A 22,903-nucleotide genomic window follows, 5' to 3' on the forward strand; every position below is an offset into this window, starting at 1 on the left:
ACCCGGCAGACGGTGTCGGTACGAGGCCCTGCGCTGCGCCCGGAACGAAGCCGCGCAGACAGGGACCGTGATGGCGTCGACGTTGGACAAGGCCGTGGAGCAGCTCGGCCACCGGTTGTCGCCGAAGCGGCGTTCCGCCGCGACCCGGCTGCGCCGGCTTGCCGACCCCGCAGCGGGTCCGCCGCTCCTGGAGGCCCTTGAGCGGGAGGTCCGTGACTCCCGTACGTGGGAGACCCAGTACCAGATGGTCATGGCACTGGGGATGTGCGGCCACCGCCCGGCGCTCGGCAGCGCGTGAGCCTTCGTCGAGGTGGGAACCGTCTGGTGGACGGCCGGGCTTGTCCTGGTGGGTGGGGTACTGGGGATGGGAGCCGGCGATGGGTGTGGAACTGGCCGAGGAGGAGAGGTTGCAGCTTGCCCAGTGGCATCTTGTCCGGGCTGATGGACTCCGTCTCGGTCTGGTGAATCGGGCCGGCGCTCTGCTGAGTGCGAACGCGCTTGTCATCACCGGGGCCGTGTTCGCCTCAGGGGCGACATCGTCGGAGGTGTCGCCGGTCGTCGGGGCGGTCGCGCTTGTCGCGTTGGTGGTGAGCGCGATCTCGGCAGCTCTGTCGGCTTCCGTGCTCACTGGGTTCCGCGGCCGTCCGGCGTTGTCCCGGCCGTCCGGCTTCCCGGTGCCGCTCGCCTTCAGCTACGGCGACACCGTCAGCGCCTGCGGTTCTGCGGAGGAGTTCCGGGCCGGATTCGTCGCTCAGAGCGTCGCCACGGCGGCCGACGCCGCCGTCCTCGAGTTGTGGCGCTGCATCAGCGTTCACCAGCTCAGGGCGAGAAGGATGCAACGCGCGACGCGGTACCTGGTGGCCGGTGCGGCACTCCTGGTCGTCATGGCCGCAGAGCGACTGCTCACCGGCCTGGCCTGAAGGCCCTGCCCGTCTGGGGGCGGGGCTGCTGCGCCTGCCCGCCTGCCTGCCTGCCTGCTGCGCCGCCGTCGCCGTCCCGCTGCGCTTCCACCGGCTTCGCACGGCGGCCGTCCCGGGTTCTTCTGGTGGCGGTCCGGGGAGGCGTCGCGGGATCGATGGCTGGTTGGCTGTCGCGTGCTGCTGTGGTGTGGGGTGTTGTCGTGTGCTGTGACGTGGGCGGATACCCCTGATTCCCTGTGCGGTCTGGGCGCGGCAGGTGGGTGCGGCGGGTGACGTTCGGGTGGTGGCAGCTGCCGTGCCGACGGCATCCGGGTCCAGGAGTCCTGACTACCGTCCAGGGACCTGCTGCGCCTGGCTCCGGCCGGGCGGCTGTCAGGTGGGCTGGGTTCGCAGGTAGGTGGGCCAGCTTGGTGGAGGGTGAACTGGTGTCGTGGTGTGAGATTGCTGGTGGGGCCGGCGCTCCAGAGCAGTCGTCCGTTCTCAGGGCCGACCGGAGGCGCGCCGATGGGGCCCGCGGCGCGGGTGGTGGCGGTGACGCGTACGTGAGCAACGCTATTTCCGCCAGATCGCGGCCAGGTGTGGACCGTCACCAGGACTCGGTTCCGCCGGCCCCCGGGGGCACCCGGGAGGGCCACCCGCCCGTCGCGCTGGCACGGCGCTGGCCGGGGTGAACCTCGGGGTGCTCGCGCTGCTGGTCCCGGGCGGAGCCGGCACCTTCATGGAATGGCGGTCTACCAGACCATCCAGGCGGACCGGGCGGAGCAGCAGCGCCAGGCGGCAAGGCAGTCCGGTAGGCGCTGCGCGATCTCGCGTCGCACGGCCTGGTCGCCTCTGACGGCAACACCGCTGCCCGGCACAAGACGTGGCGGCTGGAAGGCGCCGCCGGGAGGCCGCGGCCGCCCGGCGTGCTCGGGATGGTCCGCTCGGAGATCGGCGGCACCACTCGGGGTGCCGCGCGCTCCGGTGCGCAGCACACGATGGCGGTCAACGAGAGCGTGCTCGCGTTCGCCCTCGGCGGCAGCGTTCCTGGGGTCGCGGGTGGGGGTCGGCACGGTGCGGTCCTGGTCGACCGCGGCCGAGTCCCGCTGCCGGGCAGCAGGCGCAAGGTGCGCCCGGCCGACGTGCGACGGGGTCCGGAGTCGGGGGTGCCGGTGCTGATGGTGGAGGTCGCCCGCTCCACCCTGCCGCCGGGGCACGACCGGACCGCCGGGACCGAGCGTCACGGGGTACCCAGGGCCAGGGGCGGCAGTTCCTCGTCCGACCGGGGCTGGCGTCGTTCGGTGAGCCAGAAGAGATAGCCGCGGAGGTACGTCGCCAGGTCCGCCTCCCAGGCGGCCCAGCGGTGCCCTGCCTCGGCGTATCCGGATTCCTCGTCTTCGAACCACTCCCGCAGCGCGTGCCGGTCGGCCCACCACTGGCGGACGGCCTGAGGGGTCCAGTGGTCGTCGCCGTCCCAGGCGTAGCCGCCGGTGGGCTCGAGTGAGGCTGCGCCGTCCAGCAGTGTCCGCACCTGCTCGGGGGTGCGGGGCTGCACGAGGACCACCTCCATGAAGGAGGGGCAGTACCCGACCAGCTCGGCCGCGTACACGGGGCCGGGGCCGCCGGTGTCGGTCCAGCCGGTGTAGAAGGGACCGGGGACGTTGTACCGGTTGCGGTTCTTCCAGGTGGCGACGCCGAAGCCGCTGGGGTCGGCGAGCAGGCGGGCGGTCGGCAGGGGGTCCCAGTACGCGAGGCCGGCCACGGGCTCGTCCCATCCCTCGGGCAGCGCCGGCGGCCGGACGGGCCGCGGTTCGGGTCGCAGCAGGTTCTCCAGCCATCTCCATGCCATGGACGGAGGCTACCGCCGGGCCGACGCGCCACAGACGGCGGCCACAGGGGACGCGGGTCCGCTGCCGCTCCGGCCGCCTACGACCGGCGCCACGAAGCCGGCAGGAGAAAGCCCGTCAGTACCACCGCGACCCGATCCGATCCCTGGCCTGCGCCGGCCGCGGCCAGGTCCCGGAGGCGGAGAGCGCCAGGAAGGACGGCCCCCAGGGACGGCAGGAGCGGACCCTCGGCAGGGCTTCAGGGAAACTCGTGGGTGGTGCACCCGGACAGGGGGCCATCTGCGGCTCAGAACTCGCAATCACAGCCGTTCATGGAGTCGGCCCGGCAGTGGGCGGTCGGCCAGTACGGCGATGCGCACGGGCCGGGGTCGACCGACGTGTCGCCGGGCAGGGTGCGCCGGCACCAGCCGCACCGGATGGCGGTGGGCACGCCGGCCTGGTGCAGATGCTGCGCCACGCGGGCGGCGATGTCGAACGGGACGTCCGACCGGACGGCGGCGGGTGCGCTGTCCAACAGCTGCCGGCTGCGCCACAGGCTCAGCCCGGTGACCGTGCGGACGGGCTTTGAGAGCCGCCGGGTCGTGAGGGCAGCCGCCGGTCAGCAGAACCGTGAAATCCGGGTCCTCCACGGATCCCCCTCGCCGGCCGGTGCCGTGCCAGCACCAGTCAATCGCCCTCGCACGCCGTCAGGCCATCGGCTTTTTCGTTCGTCCGACCCCGCCGGTGAGGCCCTCCCCGCCGGGCCCCGTACGTGGGGGAGTTTCTCCAACGTTGGGTCTTTCCGCGGCCAGGACCGAGGAGGCAGCGCTGGCTGCGGTCGGGGTGGTCGTACCAGGGGACCAGGGCATCCAGGACAGCGGCATCAGGGGACCTCCTACCGGCGGCAGACCGGTGCAGAGCCTCAGCGGTGGGCGGCCTGATTGCGGCTGGTGGGCTCGGCTGCTCCGGTAGCAGGCGTTCCAACATCCACTGGGTCTCGGGGCCGAGGTCGATGAACAGGGACTGGACGCGGTAGCGGCCGGAGGGGAGTTCGACCCGGATGAGTTCCGGGACATGCGCCGGCGTCCGGGCCAGGGTGAGCGCGGGCACGGTCCAGGCCACCGCCTCGGCCGCACCCGTGCGGGGGTTCTCGGCCGTGGCTGCGGTGTGTGGTTTCCGGTGTCGTTCCGGGACTGGGACGCCGGGTCAGGGGTCGGTGAGGCGGGCGGGGCTGTAGGTCACTGGTAGGCGAGGGTGAAGTTCGTGACGGTGCTGAAGTCGCCCGGCACGATCGTCGCGCTCGCGCCGTCGCCTTGCAGGTACGCCGCGAAGCCCAGCGTGTTGGTGCCGTCCTGGAGCTTCACGGCGGGGCCTGTTCTCAGGCAGCGCCTGGACTCGGAGCGAGGAGATGGTGTCGTCGAAGTCGTCCCCGACGTACGGGGTGTCGTCGGTGAAGGTGGTGCTGGCGCCGGTGCCATCTGCGTTCGCGTAGACGGTGACCACGTAGCCGGCCTTCACTTTGATGGAGCTGATCGCGTCATTGCCCACCAGGCCGCCGTCGCTCTCCAGGTTGTAGTTACCTGCGGCCAACGCGAGACTGGCGCCCTTGAAGTCACGGTCGGCGAAGATCTCGGCAGCGGAACCGTTGCCTGCAGCCATGCGAAGCACCTCCAGAGTTGAAAGATCACGCCAACATATCTGAGGCACCGTCAACACAGGGCGGCTTTCGTCACGGTCAGCGGGCCTGTGACGTCCGGTGGCGGTGGCGGTGGCGGTGGCGTGCCGGCGGAGAGGGGGGAGGCCGCGGGTGAGCGCGGCGTTGCCCGGGCCGGAGCGCTGACGTGACCCCGTGTTCAACGGACGCGCCGAGATCCCTCCTCGCGGACATCTGATCTCCCTGCGCGATGCGATGGGTTGCCACCCGTTCGGGTCGGCGGCTGCCCGGTGGAGCTCCGACCCCGCTGAGGCGGCCAGGCGGGCTTGTGCTGTGATGGGGGCCCTGATCAGCCAAGGAGGACGTCGTGACCGTCGAGTCGCATGAGGACTGCGGTCCGGTGTATTCCCTCAGCCCGGACGAGCCGGTGTTCGTGTCGAAGCGTGTGCATCGCGGGCAGCCCGTTGTGAGTGTCTGCCTCGACGAGGACGGCGACTGGCAGGCGTTCTCGGCGACCGAGCCGCGGTGGTGGAAGGGCAGCCCCAGACTGGTCCATGCCGCGCATCTGCTGGAGAGCGATCCCTCGCTGGCGAGCCTGCCGGCGCTTGCGCTCAATCACTGGGCGACCCGCGAGGACGCTTCGTCGACGACGTGGCAGGTTTTCCGGGGCTGACCGGATCCGCGATGCTCCTGGGACTGTTGCAGCGGGCGGACGCCGCGGCCGGTGGCGGCCCTGCTGGAGGCGGTGGCCGGTGCTTCGGTGAGGACGATGCGGGCGTGGTGCGGGAGCCGGTCGACGGCCGCGGTGGCAATGGTCTTGGGCATGATCGAGTCGAAGCCTGACGGGTGGAGGTTCGAGGTGACGATCACCGAGCGGCGTTCGCGACGGCTCCCGCACCCTCTCCACCCGATCGGTCATCCGACCCAATGCGGCCGGCCGCCGCCCGCCTGCCCGCACCTCACGCCCAGGGGCCCCTCCGGCCGGCCACCGGGATACGCCGGGGCGGCGCGGTCAGGGTGCGAAGTACCAGCGGTACAGGCCGAGGTGCTGCTCGGCACGACGGCCGGCCAGGGCTGACACGCGTTCGAGGAGGTCCACCGCGTCGTCCGGCGAGATCTCATCGCCCGGTTCGCAGGCGCCCTCGGCCCACGCACGGGCCGCGGCCCGGAGCCGGTCTCCTTCCGCGGTGGCCAGAGCCGTGCACAGCGGCTCCGGGACCGCGAAGACGGTGAATCCGTCATTGGCCATGGGCACCACATCCCGCAGCACGCTCTCGGCGCCCGTCAGCCGGGCCTCCCACGTCAGAACCGCGTCATCCGGGTGGATGCCGTCGCACGGCACGGCCGGGAAGCCGTGGCTGCGCCCGGGGCCCACCCGCAGGGCGGACTCGTCGTCTCGTCGAGGAAGAACTCGCCCACGCGCACCATCCGCCGATCCTCGCATCCCCCACGGCCACGGCGCCGCGCTGCGCGCTCTCGTCACCTTCCCGCTGAGCCCCTGCCCCCTCGCGCCGCCCGACAGGCGCCCCGCCGCCCGGCGGGACCGCGTCGTGCCGTGGGGTGCGGGCAGCCGCTGTCGGCTGACGGCACCGCCCGGACGGGCCGGGGGAGCGCCGTGGCGGGGCCCGTCCGGCAGTTGCACGCCCCCGGCCACGGCGGGCTCGGGCAGTACGGCGCGGTCCAGCCAGGTGTTCACCTGGGAGTCGGGGCCGTCGGCGATCCAGGCGAGGACGGCGCGGGCGGTGACCACCACCCGCTGCTCGCCGACGGGTACGAGCCGGGCGCGGCCCGGCAGGGGGCCCGGGGCCTCGTCGTCGGGGAGCGGGTGGCCGCCGGTGAGCATCCGGGCGGGGCCTGTGGGCAGGTGGCCGTCGAGCAGCGGTGCGAAACCGGACCGCAACCGCTCCCGTACGGCCCACAGCGGCTCGATGGTGACCGTGCCGTCGGCGGCGGTCCGGACTGCGACCAGGGCGCCCTCGGCCGGGCCGTGACGGTGATGGGCTCTGTCAAGCCCGGCACCCTGGACCGCACCCTCACCATGGTGAGTGGATCGGGATCTGCTCACCCGAAGGCGTTACGGGGCCTGACCCTGCGGTCCGGCCGGAGGCCGCAGCGGCGTCCATCGTGGCGGCCAGCACGGGCAGTTCGCGCTCCAGAACGCCCAGCACCACCCCGGGCATCGCTGCGGCCAGAGCGCACACCGCCGCCAGCGCGACCCGCTCGCCCACCGCCGGCTCGGGAGCGCGGCGGCGAGCGGACTGCCGGTGACGACCCCGGCGTCGAGGTCGTACGCCAGCTCCTCGTCCAGTAGTCCTTCGCCGCCCGGGATGATCTCCTGCCCCGCGGCCAGCTCGACCGTGTCGGCGGCCCGCTTCAGCACCGCGCGGTGCCGGGTCTCCGACTGCCGGGCCGCGAGCTCGCCCGGGCCGCCGGTACCGCGTCGAGAGCAACCCGGACGGTGGGCTGCTACTGACCCCGGTCGTCTCCATCCCGGAGCGGGAGATGCAGGTGTGGACCAACCCGCACCTGGCCGAGCGGATCCGCACCGGCATCGAGCAAGCCGAGGCCGGCAAGACCATCGACCGCGGCGACTTCTCGCAGTACCTCGACGACGAGGATGACGAGGACTAACGCACGTTGTACAAACTCCGCTTCACCGAAGACACCGACGAGACCCTCAACCGCCTGGAGACCGGCCCCAAGGCCGACCCGGTCAAGCTCAAGAAAGTTCGCAAGGCACTCGCCCGCCTGGAAGCGAACCCCCGCTACCCCGGCCTGAACTCCCACCAGTACGAGGCCTTCCCCGGGTACACCGCCGAGAAGGTCTGGGACTCCTACGTGGAGAACCACAGCCCGTCCGCCTGGCGCATCTACTGGATGTACGGGCCGGACGAGAAGACCGACCAGGGCGAGCCGCTCTCCGTCGTCACGGTGTTGGTGATCGGCCCGCACCTGTAGGCCTCGCGTTCGGCGGGGCCGGATCCCAACCAATGGATCCGGCCCCGCCGATGGCATGTTCGCGGCCGAAAAAACCCAGGTCACACCCCTGGCCACCGCCTGACCGGCGGGTCTAGCATTCCCGCCACGGCGGCCCCACCACAGCACCACCGGGCCGCCGGCCAGAACAGCCGCGCCACGTCCCTGGTTGCTGCTGGCCTCCCACGGCCGGGCCCTGCGGAACGCCCCCCTCGTTCCCCAAGGCCCGGCCGCCTGCACCCCGCGCCCGCCCGGCAGGGTGCCCGCAGGGGAAACCGGTCGCCGGGCAGCGGGCCGGAACCCTACGCTGAGCCGCTCACCGACCCGCGGACAGGGGGAGAAGATGACGACCGACACCGCCGACCGCCGACCGTGGCTGCGCACCGAGCACGGCGCCACCATCGGGCACACCGAGGCCTGGAGCTGGGGGCGCACCGTATGGCTGCAACTGCGGCGGATCCTGCACGAAGACGACGGCGAGACCGGAATCATCGACGCCCGCCAGCTGGTGATGGCGCTGCGGATGGTCCTGCGCGGCGCCCAGATGACCCGCCGGCACCTGACCACTGACGCGGGCCGGGCGATCCTCGACGAGGGCCTGGCCGCGTTCACCGCCGCCGTTCCCGGAGGCAAGGAGGCCCGGGACGTCATCGAGCACTTCGACGAGTACACCCAGGGCACGGGCTGGCTCCAGCAGCCCGTCCGCCCCCGGCTGCGGGTGCCCGACGAGGAGCAGGCCCAGCGCTTTCACATCGACTTCCGCCGGGACGGCGACGACGGCCTGCAGCGCCCCATCCTGGTCGTCGGCCCCTACCCGATCGACCTGATCACCGCCGCCGACGCCGCCGAGCGCCTCGAATGCGACATCTACGAAGCGCTGCGCATGGACCAGGGCAACCCCGTCCCGCGGGGCTGGGCCTACGACGTCCGAACCATCCCGGCACCCTGACCGCCCCCGCACCGCCCCGCACCCCGTCCCGGCCGCTGCGCCGCACGTTCCCGCAGCGCTCACCGTTCCTCGCCGTGCCCGGTCGGCGTCGAGGCCGGCGTCCTTCAGGGCGTCGGGCGCTGAACCGGCGGGCCGGGGGCGGCGGTGCGGCCGGCCTCGATGGCGGCGTCCATCGTGACGGCGAGGGCGGGCAGCTCGCGCGCCAGCTCGCCGAGCACCGCTCCGGGCATCGCCGCGGCCAGCGCGCACACCGCCGCCAGCGCGACCCGCTCACCCACCGCCAGCTCGGGCAGCGCGGCGGCGAGCGGACTTCCGGTCACGACACCGGCGCCGAGGTCGTAGGCCAGTTCCTCGTCCAGCTGCCCCTCCCGGCCCGGCACGACCTCCCGCCCGCAGGCCTGCTCGACCGCGTCGGCCGCCCGCCCCAGCACCGCGCGGTGCGCCTCCACGGTCTGCCACCCGGCGAGCTCGCGCACCCACCCGGCCGCCCGCCGGCCCGCCTCGCCCGCCTCGGCGAGCAGCCCGTTCGCCGCGTGCCGTTGCGAGCGCTCCGACTGTTCCTGGTCCTCGTCTCCGAGGACCACCTCGTCCACCCGGACGGTCACGTTCGTCATGGCCGGTGAACTCGCCCGGGTCGCCGAGGTCACGGGCGAGGCGACGGGTTTCGCCTCGCCAAGGTGCCGCCTTTCGCCTCGCCGAGCCGTTCCCCCAGGTCACAGCGGTGACCCGTCCCACCCAGGGAGGAGCGGGCCGCGTACGGAGCGGCTTGCCGCCGTGTCGCCGGGCGGGCGGTCGCCGACACGGGGCCGGGCCCGGCTACGCCCCCCGGGGCGCCTGTCGGACCCGGGATGCACACCCACGGGCCATCGCCGGCGGGCGCCTCCGAAGCGGGCGAGAATCTGTAAGCCACCCCTACTGACCTGCTCTCATGCCACAGAACGGACGGCTTGGTCGCAGCGCGGACAGACGTAGCAGGCGAGGTCGGGCGGGTACCAGCGCTGACCGGGGCCGTCGGCCGCCACGGGTCGACAACCACGCCCGCGGTGCCGAGCCCGCAGACCGTCGCCACCGTTGGATCGCCGGTGCGACCGGGCCGGAACCGGCCGTATGCACGGCCAGGTGCTCCGGCTGCTTCAGTTGCTTGCCCACCACCACGACGTCCACCACCCCACCCTCCAGCCCACACCGCCGACCCCGCACCCCCAGCAGACGGGCGAGGCGGACAGGGAGATCTTGGCGTCGCGGCCATCCTGTTCCGTCTCGTCCCTCGGCTGTCCGCATCGTGGGCCGAAGGTGTGGCGCGCGTCACTATTTTGCCTTTTCATGGCAATTCTTCGGCCTGTCCATGTCTCTATATATCGGACGGCGGGCGGCAAATTTGCGGGAATGTGGAACGGGAGTTTCCAGTTCCCATTTTCAAGCAGGAAAAATGATTGCGAACGCTCGTGCGGGTTAGCGTTCCGTATGCCTTCGAAGATTTCGAAGGGGAGAGAGGGGGAAGTAAATGAAAAAGGCAACATCCGTTGTCGTTGCGCTGGCGAGCGGCGCCATTATGGCGCTCAGTTCTGTCCCGGCCCACGCGGTCGCGCAGGAGGCCGCGCCGACCTCGCGCACGGTGACCGTCGGGATGCACTTCGCGGGCTACGACAAGAAGACCGCCGAAGCCAATGGCTACGTCATCAAGAAGACCGCCAAGGGCTCCGAGTACTCGGTCAAGAAGGACGCCTCGCCGGCCGAGGAGCAGGAGCTCGCCGACCAGGCCGACGCCCGCGACGCCGCAGCCCTTATTGACAACACCGGTGAGGTCCACGGGAACTGCGGAAGCGCCTGGATCACCCTCACCGGGAACTCGAACCACCATGGCCAGCTCTCCACCGGGTTCGAGATCTTCAATCAGAAGGCCTGGTGGTACGAGTGGGGCGTCTCCGTCGTTGACGTGAACGGCAGTAGCCACCAGGGATGGGGGCCGTCCACGCTGAACTTCCAGTCCCAGTGGTCCGGGTCCCGGTCCGTCACGCTGTACGGCTCCGCCTACGCCACGATCATCCCCGGTGACAGCTACGCCGAGCTGGCCGACGGCACGTACTGCACCGCCGGTCCGGCGTCGGCGTACGACTGGTTCGGATAAGAGTTCGCAGGCCACGATGGTGCGCACGACAAAGCAAGGCGTGCCATGGATGGTCGGCACGTTCTGAGGGTAGGAGGTGGTGCGGCATCATCATCGATGCCGCACCGCCTCCGCATAACAAATAGGGTTGAACTTGTTCTTCGAAAACGGTGAGAGTCGCGACAGTGATAATGGAAAGCCGCTTCCCTCGGATATCGTAGGCAGTCTGGGGAGGCCTGTCGCGGTAATCGATGGCGCAGACGATCAGTGGATATGGAATGCCGACCGGGGGGCCAGCGACGGCGTGCCGATCGCAGTGGAAATCACCTACACCCGCTCCGCTCTTCTCATGGCATCCGTGGAGACTCTCCGACCCATCGCTTTCTCGGACGCGCCACCCGCCAGCATGCACCACACGACTGCTGCGGGGCGATTCGTCGCCCAGACACTGCGCGCGGAACAGCGACATGGCGGGCTGCGGATGCCTCAGCTCATGGAACAGTCCATGCAGGGCGCCAAGGCGGTGCCCGTAACCAACACCGAACTCGTCATCGAGGGCATCCGCTATCCCGCGCGCCAGCTGACCCACGAAGGCTGCACATCCGTCATGGCGTGCGTCGACGACGTGCTGGTCATCTGCTCCGTGTCTTCCCTCGCGGGTCCAGTGCCCAACCTCAGGTGGACCCAGACCTCTCCAGGATGGCACGACACCGAGCGCCGCTAACCCCTCCTCTCTCCCGCTCACCGCTGCAGGCGAGGCCAACAGCGGTGAGCGGCAGCCGCGTAGTTGTCGGCTGCTGTGACGCGACCGTCCCTCATCCAGCTGCTCTTGCCCGCTCCCAGGACGCTGAGCGGACGGCCCGGCCGAGGCCTGACCGGGCTCTCCGAGGGACGCGCCCCGGCCGCCCGGCCACACCGCGCGCGGGGTGACACGACGTGCGGTGCTGTTCGCGCGGCCGGGTGGAAGCCGGGCGTACGGCTGTGGGAGGCGTGACGGGTCGGCTACGTTGCCGGATGTCCAGGCGACGAAGGGGGTTGGGTGCAATGGAGTTTCCGGCGCGCACGGCACTGGCAGGACTCGGCCCGGCGGAGTACGAGGCGCTCGTGTCCCTGCACGAGGCGGTGAACACGCTCGACGTCGAGCTGCGCTCGGCGCTCGCGGCGGAGGACCGGGCCCGGGCGTGGGAAGCCGGCGCCGAGCGTCGTGCCGAAAAGACGCGGTTCGCGTTCGAGGTCGAGGCGTTCCGCGGCCTGGGACACGCGGCGTTCCGGTGCGCGGACGAGCTGGAGGTGCTGCTGTGGCGGTACGCCAGCGCGTTCACGGTGCTCGGGACCGGAATACTCGAGCGGCTGGCGGCCGGCGGCCCGCCGCTGTCCGACGCGGTGGTCGGGCGGCTGTGCGAGGAACCGACCCTGGCCGAGTTCGAACGCGCGGTCGCCGTCCCGGTCGAGAGGCTCCTCGACCGGGAGGAAGAGCACCTGAAGCGGGCCCGAGAGGAGCGGCGCAAACTGCTCGACCTCGTCGAGACCGCCTACGAGTGCCTCGGCGACACCGGGATCGAGAACCCCATGGACCGGGCCGCCGCAGCCGGCGCCCGCCTCTCGGCGGACCACCCCACGCACATGGACCGGCCCTGGACCGGCCGTCTCGACACCCTGGTGGCCCTCGCCCGGCAGACCCCGCACGAGATCGCCCGAGTCCTGAAGACCTGACCCGCCCCCACCGGGCGCCGGCCCGGCAGCCGCGCGACGGGTTTCGCCTCGCCAGGGTGCCCCTCTTCACCTCGCCGAACCGGTCCGCCTCAGGTCACAAGATGACCCGAGCTACCGAGGGAGCGGGCTGCGTACGAAGCGGCTCACCGCCGGACCGCCGGCTGGCGGCCACCGACCCGGGACCAGGCCCGGCCACGCTCCCTCCAGGGGCGCCCGCCGGACCCGGGACGCACACCCACGGGCCATCGCCGGAGGGCGCCCTTCGAAGCGGTCGCTCACCCGTCAAGCCGCCCCTCCGGCCCGCGCCCACGTCACTGGGCGCGGACGGCCCGGTCGCAGCGCGGGCAGACGCAGCGGGCGAGGCCGGGTGGGTACCAGCGCTGTGAAGCCCGGTTCCGGCACCGGCGGCGGCTGCGCCCGCGTGTCAGCGGCGGTGCAGGCAGAGACCGAGAGACGAGTGCGGCATTGCCCGGGACGGAGCACTGAAGCTATCCCGTGTATCCGCTGCCGCAGGGCCGTATCGGCCGGTGCCCCTCTGCCTGCACCTCACACGAGTTCGATCACCCACGCCCCTTGCCGGACAAAGCCGCCGGGCTTCCCGGTGCGATGGTGATCGCTTTCCCAAGCCCTTGACGGTGCCGAGACCCGAGGACACCTTGAGACACATGAGCAACCAGACCTTTGAAGCCGAGGACTACCGTCCGGGCGACGTGTTGAGGATGGAATGCCCGTTTACCGCGGTCACGGTTACTGGGGTCACCCGGTCCCACGTCTCGGTGCGCTGGCCATGGTGGGAGATCGACACTGTGGCGGACGGGATCGAGTGGAACGGCGACGTGGCTCTCCCGACGCCGGCGGACCACGACTGGAAGAGCGAGTACTTCCGGACGGTGCCGGCGGTGGACACGCTGAAAGCCGGCGACAGATGCCTGGTGGGGATTCCTGCGACCGTGGTGCACGTCCTGGCGGTCCACCACTTCGATCCGCCCCTGGAGACGGGCTGGCTGCCACGACCCGCGACCTACCTCGACGTCCTGCGGCAGGGCGAGTCCTACGACACCGGGCTCGAAGAACAGGGTTACGAGATCGCCCCGGCCGGCGGTGTGCCGTTCCAGCTCGAACTGCTCCTCCGCCCCTACGCGTTCCTGGAAACCGGCGACGAGGTCGCCGACCGCGACGGGCGCGCGTGGAAGTTCGGCGCTCCCTGGCACTGGAACGCGTTCGACGGCGAACAGCCGAGCACTCCCTCCTGGCCGCTTGCCCTGCTCTTCCGCAAGGGCGGGCCGACGCCCGAGGCCATCACCGCTGTCGCGGAGGCAACAGCCTCAGGCAGCCACGCCGACGAGGTGAGCCGATGGGCGGAACTCACCGGCGCACAGCCGACCACACCCGCCTGACCTGCCCCGGATGCCGGCCCCGCCTGTGCCTGGTGTCGGTCACCGTCCCCATGGGGACTCCTGGCCACGAGGATGGGAATTCGCCGACACGAAACCGCAGCTTGTGAGGAATTGCGCGACCGCCAGCCCCGGCAACGCCGGCACCGTGGACGGCGGACCCGACACCGACACCTGCACCCGCACATCCGCCGTCAACTGCGAGAACCGACCCGACCCGACCCCTGGGGCGTGCCGACCCAGCCACGCCCCAGAGGCCCGCCACACACGATGCCCAGCCCAGACCGCGAAGCGGCGCACCTCCGACAGCGTGGCACCCGACTCCGGTGCCGCAGTGGCCGGCTGCGGCTCCATGCCAGCGACGGTGAAGCGAGAGACCACAGGCGAGTACGGCACCGCCTCGACCGGAGCACTGACGCAGTCCCGCGTATCCGCTGACACGTGGCCGCATCGGCCGGTGTTCCCCTGCCCGTACCTCACACCCGGGCGTGTTGCGGCACCCGTCGCGGTAGAGGGGCCGGGTACGGGCCCCGCGCGGCCGGTTCCGCGAGCCCCTCCGCAGGCCGAGCCCCACGGGGCAGAACAGCTGTTAGTTCTCATCCCAGTTGATGGAAGCAGTGGTCTCTGAGCTGGGGTTCCATACCTCTCTTGAGAAGATTTCAGGGCCGTGATCAGGCACCAGTAGTTCTCTGAGCTTGGGTGCTGCATGTTGGATGAGGAAGCATCAGGTTCGTTGAGAATCCATACATGTGGCCCGGCTCGCCAGCGGTCGGTCGGCCGGGTGCTTCGGGCCGGTGTGGGCCCGGACGCGTGGCTTGGAGTGTCGTCCTTCGTCCGACGGCGGACGAAAATGTCCGTGGACCTGGATAGATGGCTTTCCCCGGCATGGGCGCGTGGAGTGGCGGCATTCAGTTCAGAGCCACGGTGCGTTTGAAGTGGTTGCCGACGTTCCAGTCGAGTGCCTTGTCGTGCTGCAGTCGGCCGATGACGATGCCGGGGGAGATGCCTGCTTCCCGGGCGAAGGCCTTCACCCGGTCGAGCGGTACGGGGCGGGCCCGCAGTTGCCCGTAGGCGGCGGCGTGCTGTGGGGGGATCAGCGTGTTCGCGGCGAACTCGTTGGCTTCGTCCTCGGCGGGATCCGCGTTGGCCTCGGAGCGGAGGTTCTCGCTGTCGTCCATGAAGGTCAGGCGCTTGCCGTGCAGGAGGACGTGGCCGAGCTCGTGGAAGAAGCTGAACCAGAACTGGTCGTCCCTCTTGAAGCGGTCGCTGAGTGCCACCATGACCTTTTCCGGTGTGAGCCAGCGGGTTGCGCCGGAGACTCTGGTCTTGGGGAGCGCCGGGACGAAGACCACGGCGACGCCGGCTCCGGCGCAAAGGCGGGGGAGTTCTTCGATCCAGCTGTCCTGTCCGGTCAGGGTCAGTGCTCGTAGCGTGGGGAGAAGCGCGGCGAGTTCATGCTTGCTGTAGGGCAGCAGGTCGAGGTTCTTGGCCAGTTCGCGTGACTGGAGTTCGGCCTGGCGCAGCCAGACGGCGGTTGCGTACTCGGCCGCTGTGCCTTCGGTGGGTTCCTGCACGGTGGAGCGGCGGAATGCGGTGCGGTAGTTGCGCCAGACGTCCTCGGCGGTGTCGGGGTCGGCGACACCGAACCAGTCCAGCAGTTTGAGGAGGTTGGCGGGGGTCTTCTCACGATTGGGGAGGACTCGGAGCTTCACCAGTTCGGCGAGAGGGAAGCGGCTGAGCCAGTCGACCCTCGAGGCCAGGGTTTTGCTCTCTTCCGCGCGGGCCTGCTGGGTGCGGTACGCGGCTTCCATCGAGTTCCACAGGGTAGCGGGCACGCCGGTGGTGCGTTCGAGCAGGAGCGCGGTGTCGGGGCTGAGCGCCGCGGTGCCCTTGATGACCTGGTTGATGTGCTTGGTGGACAGGCCGGTGCGACGGGCGAGGTCGGCCTGGGGGATACCGAGTTCGTCCAGGGTGTCCTGGAGGGTCTCCCCGGGATGGGGGACCGAGGTGGGCGCGTAGGCGAGCGGGTCGACACCGGGGGTCATCGAGGTGCCTCTCTTCGGACGACGGGAGGGGGCTCAGGCGGCGGCAGCGAACTGGACATCCGTGACGAGCAGGGAACGGACAGCCCATTCGACGAGGTGACCTTCGGCCATGGGCGGCGGATCGTCGCGAGGGCGCAGGTGCAGGTCGGCAGTGGGGCCCAGAGCGACCAGCAGGCGGCCGTCGGCGTATCCGCGAAGCCGGGCCTGCGGAAGGCAGCGGAGCTCAGCCAGGTGGGCGGCGGCGGCGATCTCCGCCAGACGGCGCCGGAGCACCGGTGCGACGGCAGCGCCGAAGCGGTGCATGCGTATGGCGTCGTCGTTGCAGGACCGCGCCAGCTCTCCGTCGAGGAAGTAGATCTCCACCCTCACCCCAAGAATCACTTGCGTTTACCCATCGGGTTCATGGTACCGTCCTCTCCAAGATCGAAGAGTTTTGTAAACCTATTAGGTAAATGAAACTCTCCAGTCCGGCTGCGCCCGGCACCGCCAACTCCACGGCCGGCCTGCCACGACCCTGTCCCGACATCAGCAAGGAGCAACCCTCATGACCGAGCCCACGGCGCTCCCCAGCCCGTCCGCCCGGCGGATCACCGTCTTCATCGACGGCAGCGAGTACGACACCGCGCACCACCGCGCCACCCCGGCCCAGCTGCGCAAGATCCCCAACCCGGACATCCCGACCGACAGGGCGATCTGGCTCGACATCCCCGACGCGCCCGACCGCCGGCTCGCGGAGGACGAGCCGGTCGACCTGCGGGACGGCATGCGCTTCTTCTCCGACCCCCAGCCCCTCACGATCTTCATCGACCGGCACCCCTACGAGGTCACCCGCAAGCGGATGACCGGCCAGGAGATCCGCGCCCTGCCGACGCCGCCGGTCTCCGACGACCGCGACCTGTGGCTCGACGTCGTCGACCAGCACGACCGCAAGATCGCCGCCGACGAGGTGGTCCGCCTGCGCGACGGCATGCGCTTCTTCACCGCCCCGGGCAGCATCAACCCGGGTGACGACGGGGGGCCGCGATGATGGACCTGCCCACCGAGGACCACACCGCCCTGCGCGAGGCGGGCCTCACCTACGACGTGTCCGAAGACGGCGGGATGCTCTGCATCCAAATCACCGACGTCCCGCTCCCCGAAGGCCTGAACGCCACGAAGGCGGACATCCTCCTGCGCCTGCACCCGCTCTACCCCGATGTCCCGCCGGACATGTGGTGGACCTCGCCCTCCCTGACCACGGCCGCGGGCGGCACGATCCCCGCGACCGAAGTCCACGAGACCCACCGCGGCCGGACCTGGCAGCGCTGGTCGCGCCACCTCCCGCCGTCCGCGTGGCAGCCCGGCACCGACAGCCTCAAGAGCTACCTCACGCTGCTGCGCGCAGAGCTGGCCATCGCAGGGGCCGCCGCGTGAATTGCACCACCCTCACCCTCACCACCGAGGTGGCCGACCGTCTCACCGCGATCGCAGCCCGCCCGGTCGAGAGCGCCGCGGTCCTCCTTACCCGGCGTGCCGTCCTGCCGGACGGATCCCTGCGCCTGCTCGGCGTCCGTCTCCTCGAAGTCCCTGACGATGCCTACCGCGAGCGCACCGACACCGCCCTCGGCATCTCCTCGGACGGCTACATGCCCGCCCTGCGCGAAGCCGAGCGCGCCGGAGCCACCGCGATCTGGGTCCACACCCACCCCGCGCCCGGCTCGGCCCCGCTCCCGAGCCGCCGCGACGCCGCCGTCGACGCGCAACTCGCCGCCGCCTTCCGCACCCGCACCGGCAGCGGGCTCTACGGAACCCTGATCGTCGCCCCGCACGAAGGCGGCATGACGTTCACCGGCCGCATCGAAGGCGAGCACCAGGCGGCCATCGACCGGATCTTCATCGCCGGGCCCACCTTCCGCCTCCTGCGCTCCTTCGACTCCGACACCCCGGACCTTCCCAGCCTCCACGACCGCCAGATCCGCGCCTTCGGCACCGAGATCCAGCGCGTCCTCGGAGAACTCCACATCGCCGTCGTCGGCGCCGGAGGAACCGGCTCAGCGGTCGCCGAACAACTCGTCCGCCTCGGAATCCGCCGGCTCACGCTGATCGACCCCGACACCCTCTCGACCAGCAACCTCACCCGCGTCTACGGCTCGACCCCCGCCGACGTCGGCCGCCCCAAGGTCCACGTCCTGGCCGACCACCTCACCCGCATCGCCGACGGCGTCACGGTCGAACCGGTGGTCGGAAGCGTGAGCCAGCGCAAGATCGCCCACCACGTCGTCGGCGCGGACGTCGTCTTCGGATGCACCGACGACGAAGCCGGCCGGATGCGGCTCTCCCGCTTCTCCCACGCCTACCTCACCCCGCTCATCGACTGCGGCGTCAAGATCACCGCCACCCCCCAGGGCCAGATCCACGACATCATCGGCCGCATCACCGTCCTCCACCCCGGCGCCGCCTGCCTGCTGTGCCGCGAACGGGTCACCCCCGCACTGGCAGCCGCCCAAGAACGAGCCGCCGCAGAACAGACCCAGCTGGCCAAGGAGGGCTACGCCCCGGCGCTGCCCGGCATCGAGCCCGCCGTCGTCGCCTACACCACGGCAACGGCCGCAGCCGCCATCGGCGAGCTTCTCGAACGGCTCGTCGGCTACGGACCGACCCCGCGTCCGAGCGAGACCCTGCTGCTCTTCCACGACCGCCGGACCTCCCTCAACCATCAGGAGCCCGTCCCGGGACACTACTGCGCCTCCGACGCCGTAGCCGGCTACGGAGACACGAAGCGCTACTGGGGTCTGAGTTGGGCGGCCTGAGAACGCTCACCCGCTGGATCCGTTCCTGGAGAATACGACGGCGGTGGCAGGTCGGTGAGGTCGTCATCAGCATTCACGACCTTCCCCGGCGGATCCCCCGCAGGACAGCCGTGCTGGTGGCCAACGGACAGATCATGAAGTGGCTCGCCTTCGATTGTCCGTGCAAAGAAGGCCATCGGGTGCTGCTCAACCTGAACCCGAGCATCCTCCCCAACTGGACCGTGAAAGCCTCCGAGCCGCTCACGGTGTCTCCCAGCATCGACGAACTGCGCGGAGACAAGCGCTGCCACTACTTCATTAGGTACGGGCACATCGACTGGACCTGAGCTCTCCCCTGAGCACCGGTTCGGAGCTGCCAGGCTCCGAACCGGCGGCCGGAGCTCTATCAGGTCCCCCACACCCCCGGGACCTCCAGCCGCCCGAACTGCTCGGCGGCCAGCCTGAGCTGCTTCATCCCATTGCTGACCCACGAAAGGAAACAGACCCGTGCAGCACGTCAACAGCTTCCGTGCCTTCCTGAGGGAGACCGTCAACCTCAGCAAGGCCAAGCTCGACATCCTCGACAGCCGAGTCGAGTCCGTCTACCAGGCACTTCAGGACGACGCCGAACTCGGCCCCTTGATCCTCGGCAAGGAGCCCCAGGGATCGTGGGCGCACCACACCATCATCAACCCCGTCGGCGACAAGGAGTTCGACGCCGACTTCATGCTCCATCTCACCGAGGTGCCGGAGTGGGCCGACAGCCCGAAGACCTACATCGACAAGGTCTACGGTGCCCTCCACCGGCACAGCGTGTACGGGAAGATGCCTCACACCCGCAAATGCCGCTGCGTGCAGTTGAAGTACGCCAACTCGATGCACGTCGACATCGTCCCTCACCTGTTCCTCGCGGACGGCCGGGAGGTGATCGTCAACCGCGACGGCAACTGCTGGGAGGAGACCAACCCCGAAGGCTTCACCGCCTGGATGAGGGAGAAGGACAACATCGCCGAAGGCAACCTCCGCAAGGTCGTCCGGCTGATGAAGTTCCTGCGGGACCACAAGGGCTCATTCACCGGAACCCGGTCCATCATCCTCACCACCCTGCTCGGCGAACGCGTCAGCCAGGCCACGGCCCTGGCCCACCCCGGCTGCTACGGCAACGTGCCCACCGCGCTGCTGACCATCGTCGAGGACCTCGACCTCTGGCTGCAGGCCCACCCTGACAAGCCCTCCATCGCCGACCCCTCCGGTTCCGGGGCCACCTTCGACCACCGCTGGGACCAGGCCACCTACAACTACTTCCGCGCCCGCATCCACACCCACGCCCAGGAGATCCGCGCCGCCTACGACGAACAGGACCCGGACAGGAGCGTGAGGTTGTGGCGGAACCTGTTCGGAGACTCCTTCCCCTCCCTGCCGGGCACCTCCTCGTCGTCGACGGCTTCGAAGTTCGTCGCCGCGACGCTGCTCACCACAGCCGCACGCCCCGGGCGCGCGGGATGACCAAGCGCAGGCACCGCCCGGGGGACCCCAACGACTGGCAGCGCCGACAGTTGGCCGAGCTCAGGACGCTCGCGGACGAGCACTCCGGGGAGGTGCGGATGCCCGGCAGGCCCTGCACCACCCCCGGCGGCCACGTGGCTGTCACGGTCCACCTCCGCACCGCGGACATTGCGCACTCGCCGGGTGGCCTGCGTCTGGCCGACACCGAGGAGTTCCTGCTCGTCCTTCCGCCCGAGCCTCTGGCCCCGCCCGAAGTGCTGACCCTGGACTACCGCTTCGCCGGCGCCCCTCATGTCCTGCAGGGAAACCGCCTGTGCCTCTACCTCGACCCGGCCCGTGAATGGGACCCCTGGGCGGGCATCACGCCCGTCGTGAACCGCCTGTGGCAGTGGCTCACCGACGCGGCGGCCGGGAAGTTCGACGCCGACACCGCGCTCTACCACGCCGTCGGCGGCGTCCTCCACAGCACGCCCGGCACTCCCACCGTCGTCGTGCGCGAGCCGGTGGCACCCGGCCGCGCCGCCGTCAGCTGGCTCACCCCTCGCACCATCCACCGCCTCGATCTGACCAGCCGCCCCCAGGACGACGGCAGCCACCGGACCCCGGTCCTTACGCTGGATCGCTCGCTGCCACTGGGAGCGGGCGACACCCTGGCGGACCTGCTGGCCTCCCTCGACCGCGCCCCCGCCGCAACGCCCCGCCCGGAAATGGAGCCCGGCCCCGTCGCCCGAGCCCTGCTGACAGCGTTGGCCGCCAGCGCCCTGCGCAACCCCGAAGGCACCGCGCAGCACTTCGTCCTGGCAGTCCCGCACCCCGCGACGCCCCGCTCGCCCCTGTTCCTTCTCGCTGGGCGCCTGCCGTCCGGCCCGAGCGACCTGCTGCGCCGACTCGCCGACCGCGTGACGCCACGCCACCTGAACAACCTTCCTGCCGAGTTGAGCGGCGCCGCCATCGAATGGTGCTACCTCTCCGACGAACGCCCGGCCGTCACCACCCGCCGCGACGCACACCGTCCTGTCCGAGCCTTCGAAGGACTCCACGTCCACGTCTGGGGATGCGGCGGTATCGGCTCGTGGGCCGCCGAGCTGATGGTCCGCGCCGGAGTCTCCCGCCTCACCCTCAGCGACTTTGCGCGGGTCACCGGCGGCCTCCTCGTGCGGCAGAACTATGCCGAGGAACACATCGGCATGCCGAAGGCCCACGCCCTGGCCCAGCGCCTGGCCGGCATCCGGGACGACGTCGCCATCGACGTGGCCCCGCAGCCCCCCTCGCCCGAACTCCTGGAGGCGGCGGACCACGCCGACCTCGTCCTCGACGCCACCGTCAGCGTGAGCGTCGGCCGCTTCCTCGACCAACTCGCACAGCGCCCGCAACGCAGAGCCGTACTGGCCCAGTTGGCCGTGGACACCCGCAGCGCTTCCCTCGGAATCCTCACCCTCGTCGCCCCCGGCACCGCCAGCGGCCCCAGCGTGGTCGACCAGACCGTCGGCCGGCGTGTCCTGGCCGCACCGGACCTCGAGCCCTACCACTGCCTGTGGACCGAACCGGTGCCCGGGGACGAGCTCCGACCGGTCCGCGGCTGCTCCGTACCCACCTTCCACGGCTCCGCCGCGGACCTCATGGCGACGACCGCCGCTCTGGTCAACCTCCTGGGCGTGCAGATGCGCCATCCGGTCTCCGGGACCCACCTGTGCGCCCAGCCCCACACCGGAGTCGACCCCGCGCACCGGTTCATCGCCTACGAGGAGTCGGCACGGCAGGGACGGTGAACCGGTGCGCCGTGCCGCATCAGCCGGTGGCCGGGCCGACCTCCAGCGTGGGCACATACTGCCCCGCGAGCCGTTCGTAGATGACCAGTTGGGGGTGTACCTGAGGGTGGTGCATGCGTCCCAGCGTCACCGCCGCGGACATCGGGACGGCCGGCAGGACGTGCAGGCGCCGCAGAGTCTTCGCCTCGATCTCCAGACTCGCCAGAAACCGTCTGATGGTGTGCTCCAGCGACTGCAGGGAAGCCTGCTGCCGCAGGATGTCCGGGTGCGTCGGTGCGTTGACCGGGCTGATCTCGTAGCGGCGCAGAACGGCGAGGCCGCTCGGAATCTCGCGCCGGGCAATCGTCCCGGAGACGTTCATGACCACCACAGCCTCTTCCCCGGCCGGCACGCCCTGTTCCACACGCACCGTGAACTCCGTCGCGGGGCCGTCCTCCACCGGCCAGATCCACGACTGCTCGTGGCGGTGGCGCTGGTACACATCCGTTGGCACGGTGTCGTCCAGCACGGAACCCAGGTGGACGAGCAGAGGAAGGCGTGCGAACCCGAAAACGCTGACGTGCTGCACGCTGCCGCGGTCGATGCCTGCCCACAGCTGATTCTTGATCACCTCGTCGATGACCCTGATCGCGTACCGGTAGTAGCTGCGGCTCTCGGCAGCGGCGGACCGCGCGTCCTGCGACGGGGCGCAGTACTCGCCGGGCAGGTGCCGCAGGTCGACCTCGACCCCATGGCGGGAGTAGGACTCGAGGAACAGCGGGAAGCGGGAGCGCGCGGTCACGGCGTCCACGGCGGCACTCCGTGACAGCTCCACGGCCTGGCCATGCACCGATCCCACCACTCGGACCACCGTGGTGGCGCGATGTGGGCCCAGCCCCGTCACATGCCGGATGCGGTCCTCGTGCTCCAGTTTCAACCGGCGCAGCCGCTCGACGGTGAAGACGTCCAAGGCGCCCTGCGCGTCGATCTCGGCGTGCTCGTCGGCGCACAGCAGCATCAGGTTGTCCGCACTGTCGCGAAGATCGGGATTCAGCGGATGCCCGCCCCGTGGCGACCGCGCATCAGTGCTCTGCCCGACGATGTGCGCCATCTCGCCCAGGTTCAGAGTGCGCCATGACAAGGATCCTTCCAGTAGGTAGGCGTTGCACAGCGCGCACCGCCCCCCGCTGCGAACCCATACCTCCAACCGGTCCCGGGTGGGAAGAGTCTTCCTCCGGTGTACCGGGCGACCTCCGCTCAACTTCGCCGCCTTCGCCGTCCCCTGTGCCTGCCGGGTCCGACACTAGGCGATAACTAC

The 22,903-nt window shown here is 70.7% G+C and carries 23 protein-coding genes and 1 pseudogene; 16 read left to right on the top strand and 8 right to left on the bottom strand.

The window, feature by feature from the left end; translation table 11 throughout:
- Positions 1-70 precede the first annotated feature (70 nt).
- Together AB0N76_RS07085 and AB0N76_RS07090 are read left to right on the top strand one after the other, a co-directional pair.
- Positions 71-298 carry a hypothetical protein gene (locus tag AB0N76_RS07085; RefSeq protein ID WP_363554016.1) on the top strand — a complete coding sequence of 76 codons (228 nt, stop codon included), beginning with the start codon at positions 71-73 and terminating at the stop codon, positions 296-298.
- Positions 299-377: 79 nt separating this feature from the next.
- Positions 378-920 carry a hypothetical protein gene (locus AB0N76_RS07090; protein ID WP_363554018.1) on the top strand — a complete coding sequence of 181 codons (543 nt, stop codon included), beginning with the start codon at positions 378-380 and terminating at the stop codon, positions 918-920.
- Between the two features lie 1,219 nt (positions 921-2,139).
- On the opposite strand, the gene AB0N76_RS07095 is transcribed toward AB0N76_RS07090, so the two are convergent.
- The 3 genes and pseudogenes from AB0N76_RS07095 to AB0N76_RS07105 form a co-directional block, all read right to left on the bottom strand.
- Positions 2,140-2,748 carry a ferredoxin gene (locus AB0N76_RS07095; RefSeq protein WP_363554020.1) on the bottom strand — a complete coding sequence of 203 codons (609 nt, stop codon included), beginning with the start codon at positions 2,746-2,748 and terminating at the stop codon, positions 2,140-2,142.
- Positions 2,749-3,032: 284 nt separating this feature from the next.
- Positions 3,033-3,299: pseudogene (locus AB0N76_RS07100) on the bottom strand (hypothetical protein); the annotation flags it as partial.
- A gap of 632 nt (positions 3,300-3,931) precedes the next feature.
- Positions 3,932-4,384, bottom strand: coding sequence for a hypothetical protein (locus AB0N76_RS07105; RefSeq protein ID WP_363554022.1), 453 nt, complete (start codon positions 4,382-4,384; stop codon positions 3,932-3,934).
- A 362-nt stretch (positions 4,385-4,746) separates the two neighbouring features.
- Between AB0N76_RS07105 and AB0N76_RS07110 the strand changes: the two genes are divergently transcribed.
- Positions 4,747-5,052 carry a hypothetical protein gene (locus tag AB0N76_RS07110; RefSeq protein ID WP_363554024.1) on the top strand — a complete coding sequence of 102 codons (306 nt, stop codon included), beginning with the start codon at positions 4,747-4,749 and terminating at the stop codon, positions 5,050-5,052.
- Positions 5,053-5,391: 339 nt separating this feature from the next.
- Here AB0N76_RS07110 and AB0N76_RS07115 read toward each other — a convergent pair whose 3' ends face one another.
- Positions 5,392-6,279, bottom strand: a complete 888-nt coding sequence (locus AB0N76_RS07115; protein WP_363554026.1) for a hypothetical protein — start codon at positions 6,277-6,279, stop codon at positions 5,392-5,394.
- Positions 6,280-6,881: 602 nt separating this feature from the next.
- Here AB0N76_RS07115 and AB0N76_RS07120 point away from each other — a divergent pair.
- From AB0N76_RS07120 to AB0N76_RS07130, 3 genes are all read left to right on the top strand, one after another.
- Positions 6,882-7,010 carry a hypothetical protein gene (locus AB0N76_RS07120; protein WP_363554028.1) on the top strand — a complete coding sequence of 43 codons (129 nt, stop codon included), beginning with the start codon at positions 6,882-6,884 and terminating at the stop codon, positions 7,008-7,010.
- 6 nt (positions 7,011-7,016) lie between these two features.
- Positions 7,017-7,337, top strand: a complete 321-nt coding sequence (locus AB0N76_RS07125; RefSeq protein WP_363554030.1) for a hypothetical protein — start codon at positions 7,017-7,019, stop codon at positions 7,335-7,337.
- A 361-nt stretch (positions 7,338-7,698) separates the two neighbouring features.
- The gene (locus tag AB0N76_RS07130; protein ID WP_363554032.1) at positions 7,699-8,304 is read left to right on the top strand and encodes a hypothetical protein; all 606 of its coding nucleotides are present in this window, start codon (positions 7,699-7,701) and stop codon (positions 8,302-8,304) included.
- A 104-nt stretch (positions 8,305-8,408) separates the two neighbouring features.
- On the opposite strand, the gene AB0N76_RS07135 is transcribed toward AB0N76_RS07130, so the two are convergent.
- Positions 8,409-8,918: a hypothetical protein gene (locus tag AB0N76_RS07135; protein ID WP_363554034.1), complete on the bottom strand. Its 510-nt coding sequence runs from the start codon at positions 8,916-8,918 to the stop codon at positions 8,409-8,411.
- Between the two features lie 938 nt (positions 8,919-9,856).
- Here AB0N76_RS07135 and AB0N76_RS07140 point away from each other — a divergent pair.
- From AB0N76_RS07140 to AB0N76_RS07155, 4 genes are all read left to right on the top strand, one after another.
- On the top strand, positions 9,857-10,432 hold the full coding sequence (locus tag AB0N76_RS07140) for a hypothetical protein (protein ID WP_363554036.1): 576 nt from the start codon (positions 9,857-9,859) through the stop codon (positions 10,430-10,432).
- Between the two features lie 127 nt (positions 10,433-10,559).
- Positions 10,560-11,135, top strand: coding sequence for a hypothetical protein (locus AB0N76_RS07145; RefSeq protein WP_363554038.1), 576 nt, complete (start codon positions 10,560-10,562; stop codon positions 11,133-11,135).
- Positions 11,136-11,455: 320 nt separating this feature from the next.
- Positions 11,456-12,124 carry a hypothetical protein gene (locus tag AB0N76_RS07150; protein WP_363554040.1) on the top strand — a complete coding sequence of 223 codons (669 nt, stop codon included), beginning with the start codon at positions 11,456-11,458 and terminating at the stop codon, positions 12,122-12,124.
- Between the two features lie 665 nt (positions 12,125-12,789).
- Positions 12,790-13,521: a hypothetical protein gene (locus AB0N76_RS07155; RefSeq protein ID WP_363554042.1), complete on the top strand. Its 732-nt coding sequence runs from the start codon at positions 12,790-12,792 to the stop codon at positions 13,519-13,521.
- A gap of 905 nt (positions 13,522-14,426) precedes the next feature.
- Here the strand turns inward: AB0N76_RS07155 and AB0N76_RS07160 are convergent.
- Positions 14,427-15,563, bottom strand: a complete 1,137-nt coding sequence (locus AB0N76_RS07160; RefSeq protein WP_363554044.1) for a HigA family addiction module antitoxin — start codon at positions 15,561-15,563, stop codon at positions 14,427-14,429.
- Between the two features lie 33 nt (positions 15,564-15,596).
- On the bottom strand, positions 15,597-15,926 hold the full coding sequence (locus tag AB0N76_RS07165; protein ID WP_363554046.1) for a hypothetical protein: 330 nt from the start codon (positions 15,924-15,926) through the stop codon (positions 15,597-15,599).
- A 181-nt stretch (positions 15,927-16,107) separates the two neighbouring features.
- Here AB0N76_RS07165 and AB0N76_RS07170 point away from each other — a divergent pair, with 181 nt between their 5' ends.
- From AB0N76_RS07170 to AB0N76_RS07195, 6 genes are all read left to right on the top strand, one after another.
- Positions 16,108-16,590 (top strand): multiubiquitin domain-containing protein, encoded by a 483-nt coding sequence (locus tag AB0N76_RS07170; protein WP_363554048.1) that lies wholly within the window; start codon positions 16,108-16,110, stop codon positions 16,588-16,590.
- Entirely contained in the window at positions 16,587-16,976 is a 390-nt protein-coding gene (locus tag AB0N76_RS07175) for an E2/UBC family protein (protein WP_363554050.1), read from the top strand. Before AB0N76_RS07170 ends, AB0N76_RS07175 begins: the two co-directional genes overlap by 4 nt.
- Positions 16,973-18,352, top strand: a complete 1,380-nt coding sequence (locus tag AB0N76_RS07180; RefSeq protein ID WP_352297457.1) for a ThiF family adenylyltransferase — start codon at positions 16,973-16,975, stop codon at positions 18,350-18,352. The genes AB0N76_RS07175 and AB0N76_RS07180 overlap by 4 nt, the downstream gene beginning before the upstream one ends.
- 110 nt (positions 18,353-18,462) lie before the next feature.
- Complete coding sequence (locus AB0N76_RS07185; protein WP_352297454.1) at positions 18,463-18,678, top strand: DUF6527 family protein; 216 nt, start codon at positions 18,463-18,465, stop codon at positions 18,676-18,678.
- 160 nt (positions 18,679-18,838) lie between these two features.
- The gene (locus AB0N76_RS07190) at positions 18,839-19,837 is read left to right on the top strand and encodes a cyclic GMP-AMP synthase DncV-like nucleotidyltransferase (RefSeq protein ID WP_363554053.1); all 999 of its coding nucleotides are present in this window, start codon (positions 18,839-18,841) and stop codon (positions 19,835-19,837) included.
- Positions 19,834-21,606: a ThiF family adenylyltransferase gene (locus AB0N76_RS07195; RefSeq protein WP_363554055.1), complete on the top strand. Its 1,773-nt coding sequence runs from the start codon at positions 19,834-19,836 to the stop codon at positions 21,604-21,606. The genes AB0N76_RS07190 and AB0N76_RS07195 overlap by 4 nt, the downstream gene beginning before the upstream one ends.
- Before the next feature lie 19 nt (positions 21,607-21,625).
- Here AB0N76_RS07195 and AB0N76_RS07200 read toward each other — a convergent pair whose 3' ends face one another.
- Complete coding sequence (locus AB0N76_RS07200) at positions 21,626-22,696, bottom strand: SAVED domain-containing protein (protein WP_363554057.1); 1,071 nt, start codon at positions 22,694-22,696, stop codon at positions 21,626-21,628.
- Between the last annotated feature and the right edge of the window lie 207 nt (positions 22,697-22,903).

Origin of the sequence: Kitasatospora sp. NPDC093806 (genome assembly GCF_040683335.1) — a bacterium.
GTDB lineage: Bacteria > Actinomycetota > Actinomycetes > Streptomycetales > Streptomycetaceae > Kitasatospora.

What these genes read in the sequence shown, in the direction of transcription:
- AB0N76_RS07155 (WP_363554042.1), top strand. Translation starts at nt 12,790, where the DNA reads ATGAGCAACCAGACCTTTGAAGCCGAGGACTACCGTCCGGGCGACGTG.
- AB0N76_RS07085 (WP_363554016.1), top strand. Translation starts at nt 71, where the DNA reads ATGGCGTCGACGTTGGACAAGGCCGTGGAGCAGCTCGGCCACCGGTTG.
- AB0N76_RS07130 (WP_363554032.1), top strand. Translation starts at nt 7,699, where the DNA reads ATGACGACCGACACCGCCGACCGCCGACCGTGGCTGCGCACCGAGCAC.
- AB0N76_RS07120 (WP_363554028.1), top strand. Translation starts at nt 6,882, where the DNA reads ATGCAGGTGTGGACCAACCCGCACCTGGCCGAGCGGATCCGCACCGGC.
- AB0N76_RS07170 (WP_363554048.1), top strand. Translation starts at nt 16,108, where the DNA reads ATGACCGAGCCCACGGCGCTCCCCAGCCCGTCCGCCCGGCGGATCACC.
- AB0N76_RS07200 (WP_363554057.1), bottom strand. Translation starts at nt 22,696, where the DNA reads ATGGCGCACATCGTCGGGCAGAGCACTGATGCGCGGTCGCCACGGGGC.
- AB0N76_RS07095 (WP_363554020.1), bottom strand. Translation starts at nt 2,748, where the DNA reads ATGGCATGGAGATGGCTGGAGAACCTGCTGCGACCCGAACCGCGGCCC.
- AB0N76_RS07150 (WP_363554040.1), top strand. Translation starts at nt 11,456, where the DNA reads ATGGAGTTTCCGGCGCGCACGGCACTGGCAGGACTCGGCCCGGCGGAG.
- AB0N76_RS07090 (WP_363554018.1), top strand. Translation starts at nt 378, where the DNA reads ATGGGTGTGGAACTGGCCGAGGAGGAGAGGTTGCAGCTTGCCCAGTGG.
- AB0N76_RS07140 (WP_363554036.1), top strand. Translation starts at nt 9,857, where the DNA reads ATGGCGCTCAGTTCTGTCCCGGCCCACGCGGTCGCGCAGGAGGCCGCG.
- AB0N76_RS07105 (WP_363554022.1), bottom strand. Translation starts at nt 4,384, where the DNA reads ATGGCTGCAGGCAACGGTTCCGCTGCCGAGATCTTCGCCGACCGTGAC.
- AB0N76_RS07135 (WP_363554034.1), bottom strand. Translation starts at nt 8,918, where the DNA reads ATGACGAACGTGACCGTCCGGGTGGACGAGGTGGTCCTCGGAGACGAG.
- AB0N76_RS07195 (WP_363554055.1), top strand. Translation starts at nt 19,834, where the DNA reads ATGACCAAGCGCAGGCACCGCCCGGGGGACCCCAACGACTGGCAGCGC.
- AB0N76_RS07160 (WP_363554044.1), bottom strand. Translation starts at nt 15,563, where the DNA reads ATGACCCCCGGTGTCGACCCGCTCGCCTACGCGCCCACCTCGGTCCCC.
- AB0N76_RS07175 (WP_363554050.1), top strand. Translation starts at nt 16,587, where the DNA reads ATGATGGACCTGCCCACCGAGGACCACACCGCCCTGCGCGAGGCGGGC.